Source organism: Dapis brunnea BLCC-M229 (assembly GCF_050015995.1).
Lineage (GTDB): Bacteria > Cyanobacteriota > Cyanobacteriia > Cyanobacteriales > Microcoleaceae > Trichodesmium.
Genome location: NZ_JBNHEP010000180.1, coordinates 48,808 through 75,545, shown reverse-complemented (window position 1 = coordinate 75,545; position 26,738 = coordinate 48,808). Strand labels below are relative to the sequence as shown.

Genomic DNA, 26,738 nt, shown 5'->3' with positions numbered 1-26,738 from the left:
TTTTTCTGTTAGCTTGGTTTTAGCTTTAAACAAATTTAGCCAACGATCGGTTTTTGTTAATACTTGTCTAGGTTTGTCCAATCATTTGACTTTGCTTTGCAACGCTTCTGCAAACAGCACTTAACCCTAACTAGCAGCATCAGCTTCCCGAAGTGCCTTGAGAATTTCAGGACGTTTCATCCGCGCATAACCACGCAATTTCCGCTCTTGAGCAATTTTCTTAAGTTGTCTGAGTGATTTGGTATCGTAGTCATCAATGGGAACCTCTGATTCTACTTGAGGTGCTGAGTTAGCTTTAGTCTTTCTAGTCGTAGTTGCTTTTGTGGTCGTTGCCTTAGACCTAGACGTTGTAGAACTTGGCTTGCTCTTAGTTGTTGTCTTGTTTGGTGTATTAGTTTTAGCTTCTACTTCAGTTGGAGAATCAAGTTCTGAAAGGGCCTGTAATTGACGTCGAACTGCTGATACTTGAGTTTTGAGGTCATCTTCAATATCTTGCATTGTTTTGACCATTCCTGCCAGTTTTTTCTCTATTTGTTTATCGAGATCGTCAAGCTGTTCTAATAGTAATCCCACGTTCACTCCTGATAAAAAACTAGATGTTGTCTTGTTAGTTGTTGAATTTCCGATTTTTCTTACCAATGTTTCTACCTTATTGTTAACTGAATTTTCTAGGCTTGTAATCAAATTTTTGAGCTGCTCAATTTGATCGATATCAATGCTTTCCTCTTGCAAAGATTTTACTTGTTTTTTTAGAACCTCCTCATTTTTATTGATTGATCGATTTTTTGGGTGAGAGAATCTACCTTTTGATCAAATGATACCTTAAGTTGTTGCAGTAGATGATCGAAGCTTAGTGTTTTAGGTATAGGTGGTTGAGTTAACTGTTTCATCGTGGAATCAAGTTACTACCTAGATCTACAAGGCTCTTAAATAGAGCTTCATGTCTTTCAGGAGAAATATCTCCCTCCTGAGACTCTGGCATAGTAATTTTGGATATGGGAATTAACTCCAAACTTACTGGTTGTGTTGGTAACTCTTCTTGTCGATCTTTTGGCTTTGATGAAACCATTCGCTTACAACTTTCCTTGGTTCCTAAAATCAAATAAAGGTATTGTTCAGAACTCTTAATAGGGAGTAGGAACCCAATTACAGCTAATTTGTTAGTCCTTTTTATCACTTTGGAGAAATTCAATATTTTTTGGTATTCCAAGTATTGGAAACATTCTAATTTCATCCCAGTTTGACAAAACAGGCTAGGGTGAGAGTTAGTAAACTGCCTAGTGCTGCCTAACAGATTTATGGTCACATAATCTGGGAAATAATGATTAATTCTTAGGCTAGAAGCTTATACATCAGTACGCTCGCCAGCGTTACATTTGAACTTGTTGGTTTTTACCATGCTTTAGTCTAATTTTTTCTCTTACCCAGATTGTATTTCTATAAGTCTACTTTAGCATACTTACTATTGTTAGCTTTGAGACTTCACACGGTTTTAACCCGTAAAGTCTTCAGATGAGCTGTAAATCGGTTTAACACCACGATTTCCAAATTACTCGTTTATGAAGTCTGCCCCCAGGCAAAACGGCCAAATTGCCATTATACGTATAAACTATTCAGCTCACTAGGCGGTGTCAATTGCCACTATTCTCTCAAGTCAAAAGACCATTGAGGCTACTTGTAAGTATGATTCACTTGTTCTGAGGTACAACGTGCTGTCTAACGGTTGGGAACAGAGGGTAATTATACACCGAGCCACCTTTTCGGTTAACTACCATTTAACTGAAAACTCCATTAGATTAACGATGCTCTCACCATGATTCAGAGGTAACTGTGTCTTTGTGCCTTGATTATAACACATTTGACTATGGGTTAAAACCCGTCCTTGTCTTTTCTCTCCAGCCTTTAAAACTGGCTAGTTTCCCACTTACAGATTTTTTATGATCATAGACTTACCAAATTATAATCTTAGTAGCAATTGACTGTTTGCTATGAATTAGGTAAACACTTACTAACTTATGTTGAAGTTATTGCTGCTCGATCAAACTGACATAAAAGGTCACTGGTTATGACATTTCAATGTTTACCTGCTTCTACCGGATACGTCGCCAATCCGACGACTCCCCTAGTCGGCAGCAGGAATTCCACAGGCATCAATGGTCAAGCCTACCGCATCTCTCAAATTCATACTTGCATTCAAATCAGGGTTTAATGCTCTAATCCTACAACTTGATTAGGCATTACCTGGAAGAAAGCTTTAGGAATAGAATTCAGACTCAATCGTTTTGATCTGAGTGGGTTGATGGCAGATTTTTTTCTGGCCATGTCAGGGTGCGATCGCATAACTCCATTAAATTAAATTGCCTGAAGTTATTTTGTAACTTTTTTACACAAAATAGTCAAGGTTTACCTATTTGATTAATAATAATATTAATTGGCTGATTTTTGCAAGTAGGGAACGGACGATCACATGAATATTAAATATCTTAAGTTTCTTTTAAAATTATTAGGCTACAAAAACTATCAAGTGTCTATTAGTAAAATCCAGCCAGAGCCAGAAATGAAGGTTTCTGAACGGGATGAAATCTGTTACCGACTTTGCGATCGAGGGTTCGTAAAATTCACAAAGGAGGTTACAAAAATTAATATAGCACCCCGGGGAAAATTACTCCTAGATAGTAAAAAAGCTGCCAGTTCACTGACTGAGGAAGAATTGAAATTGCTCAAGGCAACTGCTAGGGGTGCTATTGCTCCGGGGGAGACTGGTATAGCTGCTATCTATAGACAAGCTGTGATTAAAGATTTGATAGACCAAGGTTTGATTGAAATTGTTGCTCAAAAAATCAAAGAAGTTTGGCTAACAGAAAAAGGAAAACAATTTTTGTGCCAAGAATATTCATCCCGCAGTACAGCAAAAGAAATTTCGTTAAAAATGTTAAGTGATTACCTCCAGTTAATGCGTACAAACATTTCTCCTGACTACCCTAAGCAGGAAAAAAAGATATCTTCGAGGGTGTCGGATAATAAACCCACTGACTCTGAGATTTTAGCTGTGATTCGAGATTTAGACCATAACCTAGGTACAGATAACTACTTACCGATTTTTCATCTACGAGAAAAGCTACAACCTCCTTTATCTCGAACAGAACTAGATCGAGCACTCTATCGTTTAGAAAGAAGTGACCAGATAGAATTAAGTTCCCTACAGGAGGTAAGATCCTACACACCAGAACAAATTGAAGCAGGTATCACTCAAGATATTGGCGGACGTTTGTTTTTCATAATTCTCTACTAAGTTTTCCAGCACTACCCATTTAGGGCGCGGACATTGGTAAATCTACTTTGCAGAGTATTTTGGCACCAAAAACTCACGAGGGAGATTACTTTTAACTTTTGATTTTTAACTTTTGACTTGCGCGTAGCGCTATATCTGCTATCGTAATTCTCTATCCATTTCCCAAAATATTATCCAGTTTATAGTATGCCATCTATAGATCAGATTATTCAAAGAGAACTTAATCCTTTCGATCCCGTAACTCTTTATACCATTAATTTTTGGCAAGAGCAACAAAATCCTAGCCTGAATGTTGATTCTATCCATCAAAATATTATCACTGACATAGAAGCGTTACTGGAGCAGGTTGCTCAGGAACATCATCCCCGTACTTTGATACTTACGGGTGACTCTGGTTCTGGTAAAAGTTACCTTTTAGGGAGAATCAAAAAATTATTCAACACTAAAGCTTTTTTTGTCTATATCGATCCTTGGCCTGATAGCGATTATATTTGGCGACATATTTTGCGCCAAACTGTTGACTGTCTGATGAAGACTCCGGAGGGTAAAACAGATTCTCAGTTGTTACTATGGCTTAAAGGTCTATTAGCTTTCCAAAATAGTAGTTTGCTCCAAAAAATTATTGGTGAAAGAAGAGTATTCATTAGAAATCTTAAGGTAATTTACCCTTCAGGGATTTATAATCCTAATGATTTTTTCAGTGCCCTTTATCATTTACTAGATCCTAAGTATCGCGCTGTTGCCTGTGAGTGGTTACGGGGGGATGATTTGGATGAAGGTGATTTAAAATCTTTGGGCATTAAAAGTAGCATAGATTCTGAAGATTCTGCCCAAAAAATTATGACTAATTTGGGAGTTATTTCGGCTGCATCTCAACCTATTGTTTTATGTTTTGATAATCTTGATAATATTCCTCGCTTGTTAAATGGAACCTTAGATTTACAAGCATTATTTAATGTTAATTCTAGTATTCATACTCACTATCCACAAAATTTTCTGATAATTATTAGTATTATTACGAGTACCTGGAAACAAAATGCTGCATTGATTCAACCAGCAGATAAAGCTAGAGTCAATGCGGGATATTTCCATTTAAAACCAATTACTTTAGAACAGGGTGAAGCTATATTAGCTGCTCGTTTAAATCCTTTGCATTCCCTGGCAAAACCAAAGCCTAAATCAGCTATATTTCCTTTATCAAAAGAAATATTAGAACAGAAGTTTCCCAGGGGAAAAACTCTACCTCGGAATATATTAGAGTTGGGACGTAAGGAATATGAGCAGTACAAAATCAAATTATTGAATCAGACACAGAATAGTCAAGATTTAATACCAGAGACACAATTGGCAACTTTTAAGTTGATTTGGCAAGATAAGTACAACAAGACTCAGAAAAAAATTACCAAGATTACTGATTTGGCAGCACCAGAATTGATTCGGATGTTACAAGAGGTATTAAATGCTTTACAATGTCAGGAAGTAAAAACTAAATTATTAAGTGGGAAGTACGCTAGCTATTCTTTGAGTTATAAACAACAAGATCGAGAACAAATTATTGGTTTGGTTTGGACGGAAGCTCCAAATATGAATAGCTTTTACAATACTATGAATGCTTGTCAGAAAGTAGTGGATAAAAAATTGTGTCAAACTTTATATTTACTGAGAGCTGCTGAGGTGGGAAATGCTAAAAATCTTAGCAATAGAATATATAGAAAAATTTTTAAAGGTAGGTTAAAAAATATTCATATTAAACCTAATTTGGAATCGGTGTATTTTTTGGCTGCATATCATAGTTTGGTGAATGCAGCCCTCGCTAATGAATTAGTGATTGAAGGTGAGATTATTGGTCTAAAAGAGTTAGAAGAGATAATTTGTGATTCACAAATTTTAAATAACTGTAGCTTATTACAAGATTTGTCTGTAGTTGTTCCTGTAGATACTCAAGAACAGCAAAATGAGCCAGATTTAGATGAAATTAAGGATTTTGTCTTAAATTTAATTAGAAAAAAAAGTTTTATGGAACGGAACAGCATAATTGAAAATACACTGCATCAATTTGTCAAATTAGAACAATCAAAAATTGATATAATAATTCAAGAGCTTGAGGGAGAACAGAAAATAAAAATTATCGCTCCTACATCAAAATTAGATGAACAATTAGTTTGTTTTGTTCCTGGTTAACTAGCTATCAGCTTTTAGCATTTCCTGACGGAATGCTCCGCAAATAGCTAGTCTCCTGGATCGTAACTATGTTAACAGTTTTTTTTCGCTTGGGTTAAAATCTCCTTGTAAACGTCAAAAAAAATGCTCCTACTGAGTTCTGACCGCTTCTTTAATAAGGAATGTTTAATTGATGATTAAATGATTAATTAGAATTAATCTAGAGTCGATCAAACTGATAATTCATAAGAATTGCTAAGTGTTAGGACATTAAAAACTTAAATCCTTTACAACCAATAGTTTTGACTTGAGCTGAATGCTTAAAGCTATAGTTACGTTAATTGCTTGAAAAAACAGAAAAATCAAAATAGTCTGTCAATGCCAATAAGTAATAAACCTCAATTACAATCTCCGCCATTTAGTATTAATGATGTTAAAGTTGCTTTTAGTTGTCCCCGTTTGTTTTATTTGAAACAGCGTTTTGGAGGCGAGTATCTGTTTTTGTCAAAGGATTATATTCAGGAAATTGATAATGCTTTTGTTGATTTAGCTAATCAGTTGATGAATATGATTCGGCAAGAATCTAGAATTCAAGTTTTGTTTGCAGGACAATTTGAGGAGTTGGTGGTAGAGGCGATCGCTAATCAAATACAACAATTATTTTATGAGTTGATTTTCTTTCCTTATTTAGAAACAATAATTACAAAAGATGCTAGTTTAGCAACGGCATTGTATCAAGTTTGGCAAGTATTAACTAGGCTGATTTTTAATATATCTGAAATCATTGTTAAAAATCGGCGTTACTGCCATGAAAGTGTTGTACTACGCCGCACATTAATTACGGGAGAAATACCAGTAGATTATACTTTTAAAATACCAAATGGTAAGACTCAAAAGTTGACGGGAAAAGTTAATAATTTAATTTTTGATTTTGAGTCTCGTCGCTTGTGTGTGGTTCATTATCAAACTTATGAAACTGTAGAAGTATCGTCTCAGTTAATAGGGGTTGCTCTCTATAGTTTTTTGCTGAAGCAAAAGAAAAAAGTGCCTGTTGATGCTGTTGTTTATTGGGTTTTCCCTGAGTTGGGAGAGTATCATTACTCATGGGAAAAGTTGGAGAGTGTGGTGGAGAGTTTAGTTCCTAGTAAGTTAGAGGAGATGCGGGAGTGGTTGAGATGGGAGGAGTTTCAACCTAACCCACCTCCACGGACGGAGAAAGAGTATTTGTGTGATATTTGTCCTCAGAGGGAAAAGTGTCAGAGTTTTTTTGATGGGGGTGGGTAAAGGGTGATAAAAAGTAGGTTGGGTAGAACGAAGTGAAACCCAACTTATCGTTAGGATCGATTCAAAATATAATCTTGGTAGAAGTTGGGTTACCCTTACGGAAAGCAAGCTACGTTATCTCAACTCAACCTACAGATATTTGGTATTTTTGGGGTGGGGATGCGATCGCCAGATATTAAAAGAAAAGCTGATTAATAAATAATTAACAATTATTTTTTCACAATTAATCAGGTATATTGCCGATCTGTTTTAATTTTTTGTAAATACCATCTGAAAATCTTTGTATTTTATCTTGATGACCTTTTTTTGCTGATTTTTCTAAATTTTCCCATGTCAGTTTTTTACCTGGTTTTCGCCAATATTTGATTGCTTTCCATGCCTCAGTTCCCCCTGTTGTCGAGTTAAAAACTCGCTTGAGCGCTTGTTTAATTTCCGCTTCTGTTTCTACTGTTAATAAGTTGACTCTTTGTAGTTGATTAGATTCACGATCGATAGCTTTTAGTTGTCTATTTAAAGCTGTTTGAGTTTTTGCTAATAGAGATAAAGCTTCTTGCTTAGATAGACTACTAATTTTTTGACGTATAACTTCTAATTGGTTGTTCAGAATTTCCTCAATTTCTACGATATTTGTTTTGGGTACTAACTGGTCAACTTTACTTTCGATATTCTCCAGCTTTTCCTCTATGATATTATTTTTTTTAGATTGAGAATCAGTAGGAGATGATGTATTTAGTCGATCTAACTTTGTTGTTATTGGTTGCAATTTTTTATCGAGCAACTTAGCTAAATCATTTAAATTTATTGTACCTTCTTCTTGAATTGTAAGTTCTTCAGATACAGGAGAAATATTTCTGAGCATTTCCACCTGTTCTTCTAACACCTTTGCCTTATCACCTTCAATGATAAATGCTCCTATTCTTTCCCCATCACGAGGATTTATTTCTTTTGCTCTAACTGCTGCATAATACTCAAAATGTCCGTCAACTACTTCGTAAGATTCCCAACCAATAGTACGCACAACTAGAGGTTTAATTATACCTTCAGCTTTTAAAATTAACCGAGCAGCTTGTTCTAAATCTGACTCTGAAAATTCAGAACGAGGCACATTAGAAGTAATTTCTTTGACAAGTACAAATTCTGGAGATAATAACATTATTGTAGTCCAATTTTATTTAATACTTCGTTTGCTAATGACTCAAATTCTTGGCAAGAAGAGGAATCTGGTGCATAGTCAAATATAGAGCTAGGTTCAGGTATTAACAAGTCTCCAACTTCGCGAGTTTTATCAATACATCTAGCAAGTTCTTCTCTTTGAAATATAACTGTTTCCATGACATTAAGCTCGTAACGCTGGGAAACTGCTTGAATTTGTTTTGGTAATGTATATTTTACAAATCTATTATTAGGGTTAATTTTACAAGGCAGTACACCTAATATTTCTATGTCTGGTTTATTCATCATTTTTCTAAAACTATTAATCTCTTCGTGAAGATAATTTTTAACATTTGATAAACCTTGATTGGCAAATGGTTTTAAGTCTGAAGGAATAATTAAATAGTTAGCACTAACTAGAGGAATAAACGCATACAAATTGAAAGATGGTGGCGTATCAATAAGAACAACATCATATTTTCCTTCTACTGGTTTCAGTTTTTTTATTAGTGAAGTTAAACTACTTCTAAGGTTATTAAATTCAGTTTCTGCTCGCATTAAACTTATGTGAGAAGGAATCACATGAACTTCAGGATCGTTAAATCTAGAGACTCTAGCTACTTCTGGAATACTAGAAGATTCATCATATCTCAAAACATGATAAATATTTGAATCTTTTATATCATCAAATTGCTCATCATTAAATTTAATTAGACCTGTAGCAAAAGTTGTATTTGCCTGACTATCTAAGTCGATAACTAAAACTTGATAACCTCTTTTACTCAAGGCAGCAGCTAAATTAATCACTGTTGTAGTCTTTCCAACTCCGCCTTTATTGTGATAGACAGCAATTACTTTCATAGAATTTATCCTACTTTGATTAATTTGATTATAATCTGTTTCAATATTTACTAACTTCGGCTGATTTTCTGGTGTATTGCTAACAATTTCTTTTGTCTCAGATTGAGGAGCTATCGCCTGACTTACCCCTACTTTTTCTACCGGAGTTTCTGGTCTATTAGAACTACTTTTTTGACGCAAAGAGTCTCGACCTACTAATTTTTTAATTTCTTCTATTTTGTCATCAACTTCATGCCCATAACAACTAAAAATTAACTCAATATTATTTTTTACTCTTTGATAAATCCTAATTTCTTTAGCATTAGTTAACAAGCCATATTTTACATTCATACTTGTTAAATAACGCCTCAGTTTTCGTTGATGGCGGTCTAAATTTTCTCTGGGATGTTTTGCCTCCATAACTAAACTCAATGGAGAATCTCCATCTAAACGAAAAGGTAACTTCTGGGCAGCAAATGATAAAAAGTCTAAACGGATACTACCTAAAGTTACTTCTTGATGCCAATGTTCGATAGTGTATCCTAATTTCGGCAGTAGATAACTAACAATTAGTTTGCTTTCTACTTCGCTTTCGTTACGACATAAATCTGGATTAAAACTCAAGGTTATTATTCCTTAATTTTGAATTTTTTCCTTGATTAATTAATCCGATCCTATCCAAGGAGTTAATTGATGTCAATATTGACAATTTGATTCAGTTGTATTACTTTTTTTTCAGTATTTTTACAGTTTTATATCAATTTATGAAAGTTGTATTATCAATTAATTTTATTTTGCTTAGGGTTATTTTTATGAGTAGGAGCATCTTGCTTCCGTTGAGTATCAAGATACCCTATAAAAAAAATCCGGTCAAAATGCCGGATTATATAAAAATTGATAAATGAAAAATTAGTGGTATGTGTTAATGGGGTTTGAATCCCTCTTAAAAACCTTGAGCAGCTGATAGCTAATAGCTAATAACTGACCGCTTTCCTAACTTAAATTACAGAGAAACTTTCTGAGCATCATATTCTTTAAAACTTAGGTAAAACTTAGTCTTGAGAAGCTGATAGCTGATAGCTGATAGCTGATAGCTGACCGCTTTCCTAACTTAAATTATTGGGAAACTTTCTGAGCATCATATTCTTTAAAAGTTAGATAAAACTTTTCCCGATCGTATAAATGACACTTATCTGTTATCTCTTTCATTAAAGACCAAGAAAACTTAGTTTGATAAAGTTTATCTCCCCATTTATCCTTCAAAAATTGATGTGCTTGCCTCAAATTATATGAAGGAATTCCTGTTGAGACATGATGGGGAATATGCACATTAATATCATGGCAAAGAAACTCTACCCAACGGGGATAATCACAATGTACTGTACCAAATAATTGAGCCTCTGCTTCATTCCACTCTTCGGCAGGAGTAAAGGGAATTTCTGGTACTGTGTGGTGAACAATCGTAAATGTACTCATCCAAAAGTGGTAAACTAACCAGGGCATTAACCAAAACTTGATTAGACCCCACAGACCAACTGTAGCTATTAACAAAGGAAAGGCGATCGCGCTAAACCCGAAAACTACCAATGCAGAAAACTTTACATCTTCCCTATCCTTACCCTCAAATTTTCTCCAGTCAAAATGCACAAGTGCCCAGTGAGCAATAGAAGCTAACCACCAAAGTCTGCCACGCATAACCCTATACACTGTCTGCATAAAGTTACCAGCAACCTCGAAATCTTCTGGATACCATGGTTGCCAAGCATTGTCTTCGCCCATCTTATTCGTATGTTTGTGGTGATGATTATGGCCTATTCGCCAGCCATGAAATGGGTAAATTAAGGGCAAAAACGCTAAGTGACCAACTAGATCGTTGACCCAGCGACGGTTAGCAAAGGAGCGATGACCGCAGTCATGGCCAATAACAAAAAACCCTGTTAATGCAGTGCCAGTGAAAACCCAGACTAGGGGTAATAAAAACCAAGGTGTAATTGTTAGTCCCCAATAACCTAAAACAACCATAAATATATTGGTTGCCACCATTGTCCATGTTTTCCATTTATCTTTAATGAAAACTTCGCGAGGTAGAGTTTTCACAATATCTTTTAGCTGTAGTTGCTCGTTTTTACAATTAGAATTTCCATGAGCAGATTCTGCAATTGATACAGTCATAAATTGTTTAAATTCCCCGTTTTTTTTGATGGTTATGCAGTAGATTTATAATTCCGAAAAAAAACGCCAGCCCAAAATTTTGCTGGCGGTTTTGACCACTGAAAAATTTTTACAGCTAATGCTCGGAACTAATAGCATTCAGTAAATGTTAGTGAATTGTGTTCAAAACAATGCTGTATGTAGCAAAACCTTTCTTTTTATATCATAATCTTGTCACTATCCAGGTAAATTAATTAATTTTGTTGCTTTTGCTACTTCTTTTTTGTTGCTCAAGTGTAGCTACAATCATATTCACAATTTTTCTTGATTGACTTATTTTTCAACCTGTGAGACTAAGTTTCGTTCTCTAATAGTTCGTAATTCTAATAAGAGAGTTTCTATTTCTGCCTCAAGATGAAGCAACTTAACTTGTTGATCTGTTTGATACAAGGACTTCATCTTTTCTAAGGAATGGGTTTGATTGGTTGATTTTCCTGAACCATTTACCCTTGGACCAGCGTTTAAAGAACTAGAAGCTTTGGACAAACTAGATGTGCTGTCAGAAATCATTAATTTACTAGCCATATATACTCACTTAAATTGTTTTTCTTTAAGATACATTACAACAAATTAAGCTATTTAACCTTATTGAATCAATACTTAACATTCAAAATTAGGGCTTGGGGTAAGTTAACCAATAATAAATAATTATAAGATTAAGTAAGTAAGGTTTTAGTATAGTTTCTAACTATAACTTTGATTAAGTGTTTATCCTTAACCAGCCATTGACCAAAAAGTTATTGAGAAACCCTTGATTAAGTCAAAATTAAATTCTTGTTTGGGGTTAGTTTCGCCTGTAGCCGACATAAAAAGGCCCGAAGAACGACAGTTGCTCATCCTAGATGGAAATTGTCCGTAGTAACCCACCAATATTAACTATTCTGGCTGTCTTAATATTTGTTCGATTAAGATTATATTATAGCTTAGGCTAAATATAGCTTAGGCAAAACCTCAGAAAAACTTAAAGTTTATCAAAAACAAGCTTGAGAGCAAAATGTTTTTAAACCGGGGCTAAAAATCAGCAGGAATGAGAATTTTATTATCTACATAAGTTAAATTGCCTAAGTTCCATACCGTATGAGTTATGAAAAAAAGTTCTGTACTTTATTTAATTCTCATTCCACCTGATTTTAATTAATAATTAAAGTAATTACTTTTTGTGATATAATACCAAAATGTACAAAAAATGAAATTGCTACGATTAAAAGTATTAACTATATGGTCAAGCAAGCTAGTAGGGGCGAAACTACTGTCAAGTAACTCAGCCGTCTTGATCATTGCCTAATCAATGCAAATAATAGTAGCTTGGAGAGTATGCCCAACTGGTGAAATATATTGAAAATCGTAAAAGAGCAATAAATTGTCATCAAATCTATATTTATAGAGTAAACACAATGCCTATAACTATTGTTAGTAGGTTTGAGTGTGTAGGGGTACTTTGACTCTTCCCCAGAGAATTATAGATCTGGTCAGCCAAGAAAAAAGTCCTAAGGCTGATTTATCCCGTTGCGAAGTGTCAGCTTAGAATCCCCGTGACTTTAGTCCGGATATTAGTTAAATTAAACAATTCAAAACTTCAAAACTTAAAGATGACCTTAACATTGCCCCCTTATCAGTCAAAATTACAAGGCTGGCCTGGTTTGATCGAGGCTTATAAATCTTATCTACCTGTGACAGAAAAAACTCCTGTGGTAACATTGCAAGAAGGTAATACTCCTCTGATTCCTGTGCCAGCGATCGCCCATCAGGTAGGCAGACAGGTAGAAGTATTTGTTAAATATGATGGCCTCAACCCCACGGGTAGTTTCAAAGATAGGGGCATGACTTTAGCCATATCTAAGGCCAAAGAGGCAGGTGCAAAAGCAGTAATCTGTGCCAGTACGGGTAATACCTCGGCTTCCGCTGCAGCTTACGCTAGACGAGGTGGGATGCAAGCTTTTGTTTTAATCCCTGATGGTAATATTGCTTTAGGAAAGTTAGCCCAAGCTTTGTTATATGGGGCTCAAGTTTTGGCAATTAAAGGTAATTTTGACCAAGCCTTAGAAATAGTGCGAGAAGTGGCCAATAAATATCCAGTGACTTTGGTCAACTCAGTTAATCCCTATCGTCTCGAAGGTCAAAAAACTGGTGCTTTTGAGATAGTGGATACTTTAGGCGATGCCCCAGATTGGTTGTGTATTCCTGTGGGAAATGCCGGAAATATTACAGCATATTGGATGGGTTTTTGTCAATACCATAAAACCGGAAAATGCGATCGCCTGCCAAAAATGATGGGCTTTCAGGCTGCAGGGGCAGCACCTATTGTCCAAGGTAATCCTATAGCCCAGCCGGAGACAGTGGCCAGTGCTATTAGGATTGGCAACCCTGCCAGTTGGGAAAAAGCTATAGCTGCTCAACAAGCTAGTCAGGGAAGTTTTACTGCTGTTACTGATGAGGAAATATTAGAAGCTTATCGTTTATTGGCTTCTAATGAAGGAATTTTTTGTGAACCGGCTAGTGCTGCTTCTGTTGCTGGTTTATTGAAAGTTAAAGACCAAGTTCCCACAGGAGCAAAGATAGTTTGTGTACTTACTGGTCATGGTCTCAAAGACCCAGACGTAGCAATTAAACATAGCAACAATCAGTTTAAGCAAGGTATAGAACCGAGTATAGAGGCAGTTGCTGAAGTTATGGGATTTTAAAGGAAAGAATAAGGAAGAGGAAAGAAGTAAGAAGGACAATATTTTTGAATTTACCAAAAAATTGGGTTTAAAGCCTCGCCCTTCTAGGGCGACTTTTTAGTTGTTTTTTCTGAATACATATGTTATTATTTTATGGATATTCGCCATTAACGACGTGGTTTGAATTAGTTGCGGGCGGGCAGTCCGAGACGATAAACGGACACGGAGGCAAGGGTAAGACTAGCGTCAAGCTAGCAGCAGCCGGTGAAACGTCAACCCACCGAAGAGTTTAGGCTCAGTAAGAATGCCGGTGCCTTTAGTCCGGGGAAGATGTCAACTTTGGGCTTTTCTCCCTAATCTCTACTACTGGGCAAGCGAGGTAATGGTGTTTCGTTGCCTGGTAAGTGGGGAGTATTGGGAGATTTTCTCTCCTGTAGTTGGATTTGAGTTTGATTTTGATTTTGATTATTAGTTTCTGTTTTTGGCTGACTATCGGGAATATTCTCCAATTTTTCTTGTTTGGTTACTTTTGCTTTGGCCAGAATATCCACTGCATCTGCTAAAGCATTTGTTAAACTTTTACGAGTATCTGCATGATTAGTTTGCTCTTGTTTAAGGGCTATAGTTAACTTTTGGACTTGTTCAACAGCACGATCGCGTTCTTGGATCGTCTCAATAATTTTGGCCTTAAATTCAGCCAAAGTTTGTAAATGTTCGATTTGCTGTTCAATAGTTGTTAAAGTTTCACCTCCATCGCCTTTAACATAGGAAAAACCCTTTTGTAATTTCTGAAGTTTGGTCTTTAAGTTATCAATAATTTCTTGACTCTGTTGAGTTTCATTTCTTCGTTGTTGAGCTTCGGTATTGTAGAGTTGACGCCACTGAGAAGCACTATCTTGGGCTGCATTTAATTCTGTTTGTAGTTCAACTATTTTTTGTTGAAGAGCTTTGATTTCATTTAACCATGGGGTTATATCCTGAGTCATATCATATTTTAGATGATAGAGTGTCCATTTAATTGGGTTATGTTTCTGCTTGATGAAATTTACTCAAACTTACTCAAATAAAGGTAATTGAATAGGTTTAATGTTCACTTCCTGTTTCATAGAATCCTCAACAGACTTGTTGTTAAGAGGTTTTGAATCTCCACAGGCTTTACTTTCCGACAAGCTATCGGTCGTTGAATATTTTTCGAGATTAATATTTGCGTTTGAGTCTCTATCAAGAGTTGAACTCCTAGCTATAATATGGTCTACTTCAACTAAGTCTGTATATTTGATATACAAACTATAATTGTTACACTTTTCAGGTTAAGGAGTCCCACACTTTACCAACAACCAAATTGATTATACCTTCGTTGCTAAGACTAAAATTTTTAACCATAAATATCTTATACTAAATCCGGCTTACAGCTTGTAGTGCTTTCTGATTTTTGTAAAAAGCGTTTACAAAAAGAGTTTGGGCGTTTACTAAAAAGCTGCTTTGAATAACAGATTTGGTATTAGTTTTATCTGAGTTTCAAGCCCCTATATTTATTCCTAGTTATAACTTTAGACTGTTACTTTGTGATTTTGCTTTAAAGAAAGTAATTTATCTTGGTAAAAAGTCCAAAAATTGCCTATTCAGAATTGTTAGTTTTAAGTTGTATTGTAAGCATTTCCTGTGGAATGCTGCCAAACAGTCATCAGCTATTAGCTAGCTGATAACTGATAGCTAAGAGTTGAATGTTTACGTTCTAGTTAGTTTATAAGTGATTTTTTACTACCAATAACTAAGTACCTGTGCCAAATTAATTTAATATTTGCAAGGGAGTAGGGAATAGCGTAAAAATATACTTGTATACTTTATCAGTAGAGGCCAAATAATTTTGCCTACTTACTTAAGTTAAGCACAAAATATACAATTAATTTTCCTGGAATAATTATATATATTACTTTTTAGCTAAAAGCCATGAGCTTTCTGAATTTTTTACGTCACTTTAATTCTGCAACATTGCGGGAAGTTTTAAATCGCGAAAATAGGCAGCGATTTTTAGATTTATTAACTCCAATTGCTCAAGGTGCGTATAGAGTTTTATTAGCAATACTTAAGTCGATAATTAAACATATACTAAGACGAATAATTCGCTTTTTTGAGTTCATTCTCCACCTAAATTTCCAGACTATTAAGGAAGTATTTATTTGTGCAGCAAAACAAAGATTACCAGGTTTGTCTGCAGAAATGGCTTATAATGCTATGCTCGCTTTATTTCCTGCTTTATTAACAATAATCGCGGCAATTGGACTATTTGAATATTTAAGTTTAACCCTTTTAAAAATGGGAGGTTTACTAATAGATATACTGCCAAATCAAGTGCAGTTTTTAATTGGCTGGGCTGTCGATGAAATTCAGAGTTCTCCTAACAAAGAAATATTCTCTTTCAGTTTTATTGGTTCGATTTGGATATTTTCTAGTGTACTTAGTTCTGCGATGGCAGCTCTCGATCAAATTCATCAAGTTACGATTGAGAAAAAACGACCTTTTTGGAAAGCAAAATTAGTTTCTTTAGGGCTAACTATTGGGACTCTAATACTATTAATTATTGCTTCTGGCTTAGTATTAGTTAGCGACTTAATTGTAGATATGATTGCTCGGCAAAGTTGCTTATTAGAAACTCTGCCTAACTGCCCTCCGGATCAAGTTGCTAGTTGTTTATTTGAAGAGCCTGTTGATAATTGTGTTTTGAAGTCACAATTATTGGAAACTTGGAGTCAATTAAGATGGCCGATTACTTTAGGAATAGTATCAACAGCTTTTGCTTTTGTTTATCGTTTTGGTCCTAGTCTTAGAAGGAAAGGTACACCTATAATGCCTGGTGCAATAATTGCAGCATTAATGTGGGCAGGAGCTTCTAATTTATTTCGTTTATACGTTTTACATTTTGGCAACTATAACCGAACTTATGGAGCTATTGGTACTTTTATTATTTTATTATTGTGGTTATATATTAGTTCATTGGTAGTATTAATTGGGGCACAATTAAATGTAACAGTAGGGGAGGCAATGGCAAAAGAAAGCAAAGTTATGGAAGGGGAAAAAGAGTATTAGGAAATATATTCAATAATTAACAATTAATAATTACCTCTGCTTAAAAAGAAGAGGATTGCTTCAGAGAAACTTTTGTTATTTTTTTATCCTTGAAAAGAGAGGCTTTAAAGCGTAAGCATTCAGCCGTCAGCTAGCCTCTTGCAGAGGAGCTAGGCTAACAGCTATCAGCAAAGAAGAAATTAGTCTTATTGGGAGAATTAAAAGTTATGTTTGCTCCTCATTCCGAAAGAAAGGAAATAAAATTGGTCATCAGCTAATCTTAGAATTGCTTGATTCTTTACAAAAGCTCTTTGCGCAGCATTCTGCATTTTGTGAAGAATGCTAATGGGTGAATACTTACTTTAAACGTCAATTTTTCGGTACAAAAGTTGGAGTTAGCGTGGTCTTTGTAAGAGACTAATTACACCAGTAGTTATGGATATAAAAATTAGAAATAAAAGAACTCCTCCCGGTAAAAATGAGAGAATTTTCCACCCTCTTAGGAGCCATACTATCAGAGTAATAATAGTGAGAATGCCACAAATGTAAGAAAATTGGGGAATGAGAAAGTTATAATTTTTGCTCACGAATTTTACCTCATATCTATATTAATTTGACTATCAAAAATATTGTCACTATTTTAGCTTAAGTAACTTAAGACTTATATAACCAATGATTATTTTTCCAAGTCCTAAGTCTTCAGAAAAATAAAGTCGTCAAGCACCAGGATTCATCGGTAGATGCCAACTAAAAAGACGTTTTTTACCATCAGGACATTTAATAGTTAGTTGTTGTCTAAACTGTTGAATTCTTGAGTCACTTTCTGGGGTTGTTTTGCTTGGTAAAAGATTTAGATTAAAAGTTCCTGTTTGCCAAATTTGACAGTATTTTTCTAATTCCAATAATCGTTTTTTTATTTGTTGCAAAATTGGGTTGCCAGTATTGAGGTTTTGTAATTTTTGTTCTACTGGTTTACAGATTTAGGATTGCTACATCGCAAATTTTGTCACTATTTTAGCTTAAGATTTATATAACCAATGACTATTGTTCCAGGTCCTAACTCTTCAGAAAAATAAAGTCACCAAGCACCAGGAGTCATCCGTAGATGCCAACTAAAAAGACGTTTTTTACCATCAGGACATTTAATAGTTAGTTGTTCTCTAAGCTTTTGAATTCTTGAGTCACTTTCTGGGGTTGTTTTGCTTGGTAAAAGATTTGGATTAAAAATTCCTGTTTGCCAAGTTTGACAGTATTTTTCTAATTCCAATAATCGTTTTTTTATTTGTTGCAAGATTGGGTTGCCAGTGTTGAGGTTTTGTAACTGTTGCTCTACTTGTTCACAGAAGATTAAATTCGGAAAAAATTCTTGTCTCCTTTTCCATATTATTTCTCCATCAACTTGCCTATCAAATAATTTATTTTCGATGCGATTTTTAATCCATTCAGTGTGTTGTTTTACATGACTACTTCGACTAGCATGAACAATTTTTTCCAAGTATTCAGTTAACTGTTCATTTTCGTCTAATTCTCTTACTTTAAGTTCCAAAAAATCTGTATCCCATTGGGATTTTGATAAGAAACTAACTGCAAGAGAATCACTAATTAAAGCAAAACGAAGACCATCTGCTAATTTTCCTTGATGCCAAACTTCAGACAAATCAAATTTATCTTTAATTTCTTGGAGAGCATCCTCACAAAAAGGAGCTTTTAGAGTTAGACTACGGAAAAATCTACGCTCCTCTAAATCTACTATTTTGTCGTTGCGCCAACTTGCTATAGGATAATCACAAACAAGTTCGATATTGTTAATATTATTGTGAGTCCGAAGTATAGGTTTTACACCTAAACTTTTTGCTTGACGTAAAGTTTTAATTAACTCTGACATTAATTTTCGCGCTGTGGAAATATCAGCAACAGGAGTCTCTAGAGAAAGTTCATTAAACACCATTTCTAAATCCATATTTATTCTTCCCTGGGTTCCAAAAGTGCTTCTAAACTATTATCCCACTCATCAAAAAAACCTTCCGGCCATTTATCTATTCGTCCGTTCCGATCTATCCGTGGGGATATTACTTTAGTAATAAATTCTGTTCCCTGTTTTCGGCGATCAAAATAGTGTAATTGAACTTTTTCAGGGTCAATTTTTCCTCTATAAACTGTTAGTCTAATTCCATTTAAAACATGGTCGCTATGAGTTTCAACTACAATTTGTACCCCACAAATAGCAGCAAGAGCTAATAATTCTCCCATTTTTGCTTGACCTTTTGGATGAAGATGTGCTTCAGGGTTTTCTATTAGAATTAAGCTGTCTGGAGGGGATGAAAGAATGGCTACAATAATTGGTAAAGTATAGCTAATTCCAAATCCAACATTAGTAGAACGATAAGAATTACTATCTCCATAATAATATTGAAGACTGATTAAATCTATATCTTGTTTAGGGTTTATTTGTAGACGTGTACCAGGACTAATTTCTCCCATCCAAGCTTCAACTTGCTCTCTTAAAATTAGAGATTCTTCTTGTGGATGTTTTAAGGTAGGATTTGGTAGAGTTTGATTTTCATTGACAAATAAAAAATGGGCTGCGTATTCTCCTTTTGTACCTAATTTTTCTAGTTGTTGAACTTGGAAATCTGACATTTCTAAAAATAAACGAGGACCTAAACGTTCGGCTTGTAGATAGTGAAATTTTTTATTAAAAAGACTGGATTTATAAATATCAGAAGTCACAAGTGGTGAGGCAAGATTTAGAACATCTTTTTCCCGATCATAGGAGAAATTCCAGATTCCTTGATTGCCATTTTCCCAGACAATTTCAAAACTAATAAAATCCTCTTTTGCTCCTTCAAATAGTGCATCTTGAGCAGTGCCTATAGAAACTAATTCACCATTCAGTGCTAAACCTTGATTTTCTAATAGTCCTTGTTGATAAGATTGACGCATTAAAAGTAATGCTTGTAAGATAGAAGATTTGCCTGTGCTATTTAGACCAGATAGCAAAGTCAGTGGTTTAAATGATAAAAGCTGATTGGCAAAAGGTTTAAAGTTTTTTAGATGTACTGAACTAATCATTTAGAACTTCCTGGATAATTTTTTCAAGAGTTTCAAAACGATATTCTATCTTATCTTGAGCTTGAGAGATAGACTTGGCAAATTCTTTATCTTTATCTACATATTTAGCAAATTTATCTATTAAGTCTTGCTTCCTAGCTTTAAGCTTTTTAGTTTCTTTAGTATTAAGCTGACTAATATGAAATGACCAGGTTTCAAACAAAGCTTTATTAACTGGAAATTTTCTTTGTTTCTTAGGTTTACGGAAAGCTTCGTCGCCAAATATTTCTTGACAAACAATCATCGCATTTTTGAACTTATTTTCAAGTTTTTGAATATCCGAATCAGATAAATCATTAATTTTTTTCATAGCATTATTTAAAAATTCTTCTCTGCCATACTTTGCATAATTTTTATAAGAATCAGATGTGAGCATGACTGCTAAAGCACCTACTATAAATTCCCGATCCTCCATTCGTTTGATTCGTGATTCACCGAGTTGAATAACATTAGTAAATTCTAGAGATTTAGAAAGATCTAACAATAATTTTAGGACTTTACCAGGATTAAGAGCATGACGTATTTCTTGAGGAGTTAAACGCTCTCCTCCTGTATTAATACGTTTAAAAATATTGTACTTAACTTTAGCTGGTGTACCTGGTGCAATTAGATATACAGTAACTTGAGTTTCTTCAATACGACGTTGATATTTACGAGGTAATTCTTGATATGTTTTACCATCAAGTTCATTGCCAAGATATTCTAAACCTGTTAACCGTAAATTATTATCGCTTTTAATAATAAACTGCTTTAAAGCTGAAAGTCTTTGCAATCCATCTATTACTAACCAGTTGTCTTCATTAGTACCATCAATATAAAAAGGTGGCAAAGGAATCCTAATAATAATAGATTCAATAAATCTACTTTTAACGTCATCTTTCCAGATATCAGAATGACGCTGAAAATCTGGAGCTAAATCAAGAACTTTTTCATTTATTCTTCTCACCAACTGTTCAATTGTAGGTTCTCTAGTAATAAAATTAATTTTCTCTGGGTCGTAAATTAAGTCATCCTTTTCATAAGCTTGTTCATCCTCATTTTCTTCTTCTTGATATTTATTTGAGTTTTTTTGAGTGACCATAAATTTGACTCTATTGCTTTAATCTTTATTATATCATCCGATATTAAACCAGATTTATAATTGTTATTTGAAATTGACAACTGTAAAAAAGAAGTATAGTATCAAATACTAATCCTTAATTTTAGCTATTTATATTTAGCTCAATTATCAATTTATAGTTGTGAGCGATCGCTCAAACATCAACAAATTTAATCTATCTCAAAATTTCATGGTTAAATCAAAATCAATTTACCGAATCATCGCCCTAACACTAATTGCAATTTTCACCACAATTACATTAGTATTAGCCTCTAACCAAATTAGCAAAACCGCACAAAAAACAGAAATTCGTGGTGTTTGGATAACTAATATTGATAGCAATGTTTTATTTTCTGAATCAGCTACAAAAGCAGCAGTAAATCGTTTAGCAAATCTCAACTTCAACACACTCTATCCAACTGTTTGGCAAGGAGGTTATACTCTCTATCCTAGCCAAGTAGCTCAACAAACATTTGGGAAATCTTTAGACCCTACACCTGGTTTAAAAGGGCGAGACTTTTTACAAGAAATTATTACTGAAGCACATGAAAAAGGTTTAACAATTATTCCTTGGTTTGAATTTGGTTTCATGGCACCAGCAGATTCAGAATTAGTAAGATTACATCCTGATTGGTTAAGCAAACGTCGGGATGGAACTACTATAAAAATGGAAGGTAAATATCAGCGAGTTTGGCTTAATCCTTTTCATCCAGAAGTGCAACAATTTATCTTAGATTTAGTTATAGAAATTGTGACTAAATACGATATAGATGGAATTCAATTGGACGATCATTTTGGCTTACCTGCCGAATTTGGTTATGACGATTTTACAGTTAAATTATATGAAAAAGAACTTCCTAGTTTATCCCCTTCTGATGATTATCAAGAAACTTTTTGGGTGCGTTGGCGAGCAGATAAAATTAATAATTTTATGGAGCGGATTTCTGAAGAAATAAAAGCGATAAAACCAGACTGTATTATTTCCGTATCTCCTAATCCTTTGCACTTTGCTTTACCTGCTTATTTGCAAGACTGGTTGACTTGGGAAACAGAAAAATGGATTGATGAAATTGTTTTACAGGTTTATCGTCCAGATATTAAACGTTTTATTAATGAGTTGGAACGAACAGAGGTTAAATTAGCTAAAAATAATATTCCTTTTGCCATTGGAATTTTGACTGGTTTGAAAAATAATTCTACTCCAATAACAACAATTGAAGAACAAGTAGAAGCAGTGCGGAAGAGAAATTTTGCGGGAGTATCTTTCTTTTTCTATGAAAGTTTATGGAAGTGGGGAAAGGAATCAGAAAATATCAGAAATGAAACTTTGGAAAAAACATTTCAGGGAAAGATTTCAAGACCAAATATCTCTGGCTCAAAGAAATAAGGAACAAGCATGGAGGTCGTAAATTTTTCTCTCTCAGATAAACACTAGAGTTGAAAAGGTAGAAATTTTCTCTAACTTTTTCCTGGAGAAAGAAGTCAAGAAGGCAAATTTTTGACTCTCAGATAAATAGTAGAGGGAGAAATATAGAAATTTTTCCGACTTGGGCAAGAGGAAAGAGCAGAGGTGCTAAATTTTTTCCCTCTCAGATAAATAGTAGAGTCGAAAAGGTAGAAATTTTCTCTAACTTTTTCCTAGAGAAAGACGAGAAGAGGCAAATTTTTGACTCTCAGATAAATACTAGAGGGGAAAAGGTAGAAATTTTTCCGACTTTGGCAAGGGAAAGACTAGAGGTGGCAAATTTTTGACTCTCAAATAAATACTAGAAGGTAAAAGATAGAAATTTTATCTACCTTTGGCAAGGGGGAAAGATAGAAATTTTTCCGACTTTGGCAAGGAGAAAGACTAGAATTGGCAAATTTTTGACTCTCAGATAAATAGTAGAGGGGAAAGGTAGAAATTTTTCCGACTTTGGCTAGGGGAAAGACTAGAGGTGGCAAATTTTTCCCTCCCAGGTAAACACTAGAGTCGAAAAGATAGAAATTTTCTCTAACTTCTTCCTAGAGAAAAAAGTCAAGGAGGCAAATTTTTGACTCTCAGATAAATAGTAGAGGGGAAAAGTAGAAATTTTTCCAACTTTGGCTAGGGGAAAGACTGGAGTTGGCAAATTTTTAACTCTCAAGTAAATAGTAGAGGGGGAAAGATAGAAATTTTTCCGACTTTAGGGAGGGGAAAGACTAGAGGTGGCAAATTTTTCTCTCTCAGATAAATAGTAGAGTCGAAAAGATAGAAATTTTAGGGAAAAGACTAAAGGTGGCAAATTTTTCCCTCTCAGATAAATAGTAGAGTCGAAAAGCTAGAAATTTTTCCGAATTTGGGGAGGTGGAAGACTAAAGGTGGCAAATTTTTCCCTCTCAGATAAATAGTAGAGTCGAAAAGATAGAAATTTTGCCGAATTTGGCAAGGAAAAGACTAGAAGTAGTGAATTTTTCCCTCTCAGGTAAATAGTAGAGTCGAAAAGCTAGAAATTTTTCCGACTTTGGCAAGGAAAAGACTAGAAGTAGTGAATTTTTCATTATGACAAAACAACTAATATCTATTCATCTAACACCCTAATTTCATACACTTTAAATCCTGCTCCTCTAGGTAGAGGTCTACCATCCATACCCATTGGATAAGACTCGTAAGCACTTTTTGGTTGATATGGTTTACTATCAACATATTCTCCCTTTATTTCCACTTTTTCTCCAACATATTCGGCAAAAGTTTCAAAAGCGATCGCCTCAGAAAAACGCAAAATCACACCTTCTTCAGCAGAACGTTTTTCTATTTCTAAATCTCCTACATCTAAGACATAATAGTTACTATCTCCTGCTATCCAAGACTCAGTAGTTTTACTCCAAGGTTTTTCTATAACTTTACCTGTTAAAGATATTAGAGAATGACTTTCCTGAACTTGCATTGGTATTGATGGAATTTGAGATAGTTTTAATTTTGTCAATAGATAACCACTCATACCACTGATAATTGCAACAAATGCTGATAATACTATAGAGAAGACTCTCCAAGGAGTCAAATTTACTTGTATCATTTCTACCTCTAATTTAAAAAATAATTTAATTGCTATTACATTTAATCTACAGCGATCATAGAAAAAATTCCGGGAGTAAAAGCATTTATTGATAACTATAGCAATCCCTTGTATATTTGTGTATAAAAAACTTACTGCTTTTAGGGAAAAGGGAAAAGGGAACAGGTGGGGATTTCAGTTTTTTTATCTACTTTTTGATTACCCGCAACCTATTTAGGATTGCTATATAGATATTAATGGATTCAAAGGTAAGCTTATGATAAAATTATTAGGATTTTTAAACAATAAAATTATATGCACCGAATAGCAGCTACTCCTGGCGGTTGGAACCCTCAAGCAGAGGGGGTAATTTTTATCGAACAAACTCCCGCACCGATAATATTTTTAACTGCGGCAGATACAGATATTCAAACTTTAGCAGCAGCAGTTAATAAGTTACCTTCAGATTTTCCACCAGTGCGAGTTGCTAATTTACTTCACTTACAACAGCAGTTAACTATTGATACTTATGCTGATGATATTTTATCCAAGGCAAAAGTAATTATTGTTCGACTTTTAGGGGGGCGCTCCTATTGGTCTTATGGTTTAGAAGTCTTGCTAGAAGTGGTAGAAAAAGAACGGGCAAAAGTAATAGTAATTCCTGGAGATGACCGCCCAGATCCAGATTTAATTAGTAATTCTAATGTTTCAATTTCTCTAGTTAATCAATTCTGGCAATATTTAATAGAAGGTGGGGTAGATAATTTTGTTAATGGTCTCAAGTTTATCGCTAATATTTGTCTGGGAAAAGATTATGATTTTGCCTCACCTATATCAGTGCCACGAGTCGGAATTTATCCTTGGCAAAAAGAAGAGCAAAGCACAAAGGCAAAAGTCGGAATATTGTTCTATCGCGCTCATTATCTATCTGGAAATATTGCTCCTATAGATGTTCTTTGCCAAGCTTTAATAGAAAAAAATTTAGAACCTGTGCCGGTATTTGTTTCTTCTCCTAGAGATGTAGAAGTACAGAGAGAAATATTGGCATATTTTCAACCTGAAAATGCTGAAACAATTCAATTATTGTTAAACACAACCAGTTTTGCTGTCTCTGTTGTGAACGATCGAGAATTTGCACTGGAAAAATCTCCTAACCCACCTTTGCTAAGGCAGGGAAAAAATTTAGACATTCCAGTTTTACAAGTAATTTTTAGTGGTGGTAATTTTGAGCAGTGGGAAAGTCAGTTTCAAGGTCTTTCGCCACGGGATGTGGCAATGAATATTGCACTGCCGGAAGTAGATGGAAATATTATTAGTCGGGCAATTTCTTTTAAAGCGGTTAAAACTTGGAATTCCGATTTAGAAACAGATGTAATTAGTTATTTTCCGGTTCAAGATAGGATTGAATTTGTGGCAGAATTGGCTGCTAATTGGATAAAGTTACGACAAACTCCAGCATCTCAACGTCGCATCGCATTAATATTAGCAAATTATCCTAATCGTGACGGTCGTATTGCTAATGGAGTGGGGTTAGATACCCCTGCCAGTTGTGTAGAAATTCTTCAAGCTTTACAACAAGCTGGTTATTATTTGAAAAATATTCCAGCAACGGGGGATGAGTTAATTAAATGTCTGACTTCTGGAGTAACAAATGATTTGGAAAGTCGTGAATTACGTCCGATTTTCCAGTCTTTATCCTTGGCAGAATTTGAAACATATTTTTCTAGTTTGCCAGAAGTTGTACGAGAAAAAATTATTGAGAGGTGGGGAAAGAGGGCAGACACGAATTTTGCCACGGATGTAGGGATTAATTCGACGATAATTCCGCCATCTTTTTTCAAATCTGTTTCTAGTAATTTTTCAGAATTTCAGAAAGATAGTGACACAGATTTTGCCACAGATGTAGGGATTAATTCGACGATAATTCCGCCATCTGTTTCTAGTAATTTTTCAGAATTTGAGAAAGATAATGACACAGATTTTGCCATGGATGTAGGGATTAATTCGATGATAATTCCACCATCTGTTTCTAGTAATTTTTCAGGATTTGAGAAAGATAGTGAGGTAAAAGAAATAGATAATTTTCCCATTCCAGGCATTCAGCTAGGAAATATTTTTGTAGGTATTCAACCTTCGCGGGGTTACGATATCGACCCCAGTTTAAATTATCATGCTCCAGATTTAGAACCGACTCCTAATTATTTAGCTTTCTATTATTGGTTAAGAGAAAAATTTAAAATAGATGCAATTATTCATGTGGGAAAACATGGAAATTTAGAATGGTTGCCTGGTAAAAGTGTCGGTTTATCTCAAGAATGTTTTCCAGAAATAGCTCTCGGTGCTTTGCCACATTTTTATCCTTTTATTGTTAACGATCCAGGAGAGGGTTCTCAAGCTAAACGGAGGTCTCAAGCTGTAATTATCGATCATTTAACTCCACCTATGACTCGTGCGGAAATTTATGGAGCTTTGCAAGAGTTAGAAACTTTAATTGATGAATATTATGAGGCGCAAAGTTTAGACCCATCTCGATTATCTGTCATTCGAGAACGGATAGTTAATCTCATAGAAAAAGAAGGTTTAGATAAAGACTTATCATTTTTAGAAGAAGACTCAGAAAACACAGATTGTGCCACGGATGTACGGATTAATTCTACTAATTTTTCAGAATTTGAAGATGTAACTTATGAGTTTTACAGTGCCGAAAAATCCTCAGACTTCCTCTCACTCCCTCAGCAAAATAGGCAGAAATTTTCTACAGAAACAGAAGAGGTAACTTCCGAATTTTCCAATTCCGAAAAATCCTCAGACTTCCTCTCACTCCCTCAGCAAAATAGGCAGAAATTTTC

General features: G+C 34.7%; 22 protein-coding genes. 9 read left to right on the top strand and 13 right to left on the bottom strand.

Annotated elements, in window-relative coordinates; all coding sequences use genetic code 11:
- Positions 1-126 precede the first annotated feature (126 nt).
- Entirely contained in the window at positions 127-732 is a 606-nt protein-coding gene (locus ACP6PM_RS20725; protein WP_426587946.1) for a Rho termination factor N-terminal domain-containing protein, read from the bottom strand.
- A 154-nt stretch (positions 733-886) separates the two neighbouring features.
- Positions 887-1,069, bottom strand: a complete 183-nt coding sequence (locus ACP6PM_RS20720; protein WP_426587944.1) for a hypothetical protein — start codon at positions 1,067-1,069, stop codon at positions 887-889.
- 996 nt (positions 1,070-2,065) lie between these two features.
- Between ACP6PM_RS20720 and ACP6PM_RS20715 the strand changes: the two genes are divergently transcribed.
- From ACP6PM_RS20715 to ACP6PM_RS20695, 5 genes are all read left to right on the top strand, one after another.
- Entirely contained in the window at positions 2,066-2,209 is a 144-nt protein-coding gene (locus tag ACP6PM_RS20715; RefSeq protein ID WP_426587942.1) for a hypothetical protein, read from the top strand.
- 315 nt (positions 2,210-2,524) lie between these two features.
- Entirely contained in the window at positions 2,525-3,292 is a 768-nt protein-coding gene (locus ACP6PM_RS20710) for a hypothetical protein (RefSeq protein ID WP_426587940.1), read from the top strand.
- A 186-nt stretch (positions 3,293-3,478) separates the two neighbouring features.
- The gene (locus tag ACP6PM_RS20705) at positions 3,479-5,473 is read left to right on the top strand and encodes an ATP-binding protein (RefSeq protein WP_426587937.1); all 1,995 of its coding nucleotides are present in this window, start codon (positions 3,479-3,481) and stop codon (positions 5,471-5,473) included.
- Positions 5,474-5,830: 357 nt separating this feature from the next.
- Positions 5,831-6,736, top strand: coding sequence for a PD-(D/E)XK nuclease family protein (locus tag ACP6PM_RS20700; RefSeq protein ID WP_426587935.1), 906 nt, complete (start codon positions 5,831-5,833; stop codon positions 6,734-6,736).
- 32 nt (positions 6,737-6,768) lie between these two features.
- Entirely contained in the window at positions 6,769-6,915 is a 147-nt protein-coding gene (locus ACP6PM_RS20695; protein ID WP_426587933.1) for a hypothetical protein, read from the top strand.
- 44 nt (positions 6,916-6,959) lie between these two features.
- Here ACP6PM_RS20695 and ACP6PM_RS20690 read toward each other — a convergent pair whose 3' ends face one another.
- From ACP6PM_RS20690 to ACP6PM_RS20675, 4 genes are all read right to left on the bottom strand, one after another.
- Positions 6,960-7,889 (bottom strand): ParB N-terminal domain-containing protein, encoded by a 930-nt coding sequence (locus tag ACP6PM_RS20690; RefSeq protein WP_426587931.1) that lies wholly within the window; start codon positions 7,887-7,889, stop codon positions 6,960-6,962.
- A complete protein-coding gene (locus tag ACP6PM_RS20685) occupies positions 7,889-9,352 on the bottom strand; it encodes an AAA family ATPase (protein WP_426587929.1) in 1,464 nt (487 codons plus the stop codon). The genes ACP6PM_RS20690 and ACP6PM_RS20685 overlap by 1 nt, the downstream gene beginning before the upstream one ends.
- Before the next feature lie 492 nt (positions 9,353-9,844).
- Positions 9,845-10,900: a fatty acid desaturase gene (locus tag ACP6PM_RS20680; RefSeq protein WP_426587927.1), complete on the bottom strand. Its 1,056-nt coding sequence runs from the start codon at positions 10,898-10,900 to the stop codon at positions 9,845-9,847.
- A gap of 312 nt (positions 10,901-11,212) precedes the next feature.
- Complete coding sequence (locus ACP6PM_RS20675) at positions 11,213-11,464, bottom strand: hypothetical protein (RefSeq protein ID WP_426587925.1); 252 nt, start codon at positions 11,462-11,464, stop codon at positions 11,213-11,215.
- A 1,064-nt stretch (positions 11,465-12,528) separates the two neighbouring features.
- Between ACP6PM_RS20675 and thrC the strand changes: the two genes are divergently transcribed.
- A complete protein-coding gene (gene thrC, locus ACP6PM_RS20670; RefSeq protein WP_426587924.1) occupies positions 12,529-13,620 on the top strand; it encodes a threonine synthase in 1,092 nt (363 codons plus the stop codon).
- 332 nt (positions 13,621-13,952) lie between these two features.
- Here thrC and ACP6PM_RS20665 read toward each other — a convergent pair whose 3' ends face one another.
- Entirely contained in the window at positions 13,953-14,585 is a 633-nt protein-coding gene (locus ACP6PM_RS20665; RefSeq protein WP_426587922.1) for a hypothetical protein, read from the bottom strand.
- Between the two features lie 69 nt (positions 14,586-14,654).
- A complete protein-coding gene (locus ACP6PM_RS20660) occupies positions 14,655-14,885 on the bottom strand; it encodes a hypothetical protein (RefSeq protein WP_426587920.1) in 231 nt (76 codons plus the stop codon).
- Positions 14,886-15,549: 664 nt separating this feature from the next.
- Here ACP6PM_RS20660 and ACP6PM_RS20655 point away from each other — a divergent pair.
- Complete coding sequence (locus ACP6PM_RS20655; protein WP_426587918.1) at positions 15,550-16,686, top strand: YihY/virulence factor BrkB family protein; 1,137 nt, start codon at positions 15,550-15,552, stop codon at positions 16,684-16,686.
- Between the two features lie 695 nt (positions 16,687-17,381).
- On the opposite strand, the gene ACP6PM_RS20650 is transcribed toward ACP6PM_RS20655, so the two are convergent.
- The 4 genes from ACP6PM_RS20650 to ACP6PM_RS20635 all read right to left on the bottom strand — a co-directional run bounded on the left by ACP6PM_RS20650 (position 17,382) and on the right by ACP6PM_RS20635 (position 20,857).
- Positions 17,382-17,591 (bottom strand): hypothetical protein, encoded by a 210-nt coding sequence (locus ACP6PM_RS20650; RefSeq protein WP_426587916.1) that lies wholly within the window; start codon positions 17,589-17,591, stop codon positions 17,382-17,384.
- A gap of 152 nt (positions 17,592-17,743) precedes the next feature.
- Positions 17,744-18,625, bottom strand: coding sequence for a hypothetical protein (locus tag ACP6PM_RS20645; RefSeq protein WP_426587914.1), 882 nt, complete (start codon positions 18,623-18,625; stop codon positions 17,744-17,746).
- Positions 18,626-18,627: 2 nt separating this feature from the next.
- A complete protein-coding gene (locus ACP6PM_RS20640) occupies positions 18,628-19,737 on the bottom strand; it encodes a DUF3696 domain-containing protein (protein WP_426587912.1) in 1,110 nt (369 codons plus the stop codon).
- Positions 19,730-20,857: a DUF262 domain-containing protein gene (locus tag ACP6PM_RS20635; protein WP_426587910.1), complete on the bottom strand. Its 1,128-nt coding sequence runs from the start codon at positions 20,855-20,857 to the stop codon at positions 19,730-19,732. The genes ACP6PM_RS20640 and ACP6PM_RS20635 overlap by 8 nt, the downstream gene beginning before the upstream one ends.
- Positions 20,858-21,065: 208 nt before the next feature.
- Here ACP6PM_RS20635 and ACP6PM_RS20630 point away from each other — a divergent pair, with 208 nt between their 5' ends.
- Positions 21,066-22,262 (top strand): glycoside hydrolase family 10-like protein, encoded by a 1,197-nt coding sequence (locus ACP6PM_RS20630; protein WP_426588006.1) that lies wholly within the window; start codon positions 21,066-21,068, stop codon positions 22,260-22,262.
- 1,153 nt (positions 22,263-23,415) lie between these two features.
- Here ACP6PM_RS20630 and ACP6PM_RS20625 read toward each other — a convergent pair.
- The gene (locus tag ACP6PM_RS20625; protein WP_426587908.1) at positions 23,416-23,910 is read right to left on the bottom strand and encodes a hypothetical protein; all 495 of its coding nucleotides are present in this window, start codon (positions 23,908-23,910) and stop codon (positions 23,416-23,418) included.
- A gap of 294 nt (positions 23,911-24,204) precedes the next feature.
- Between ACP6PM_RS20625 and ACP6PM_RS20620 the strand changes: the two genes are divergently transcribed.
- A partial coding sequence (locus tag ACP6PM_RS20620; RefSeq protein ID WP_426587906.1) for a cobaltochelatase subunit CobN occupies positions 24,205-26,738 on the top strand: 2,534 nt, incomplete at its 3' end.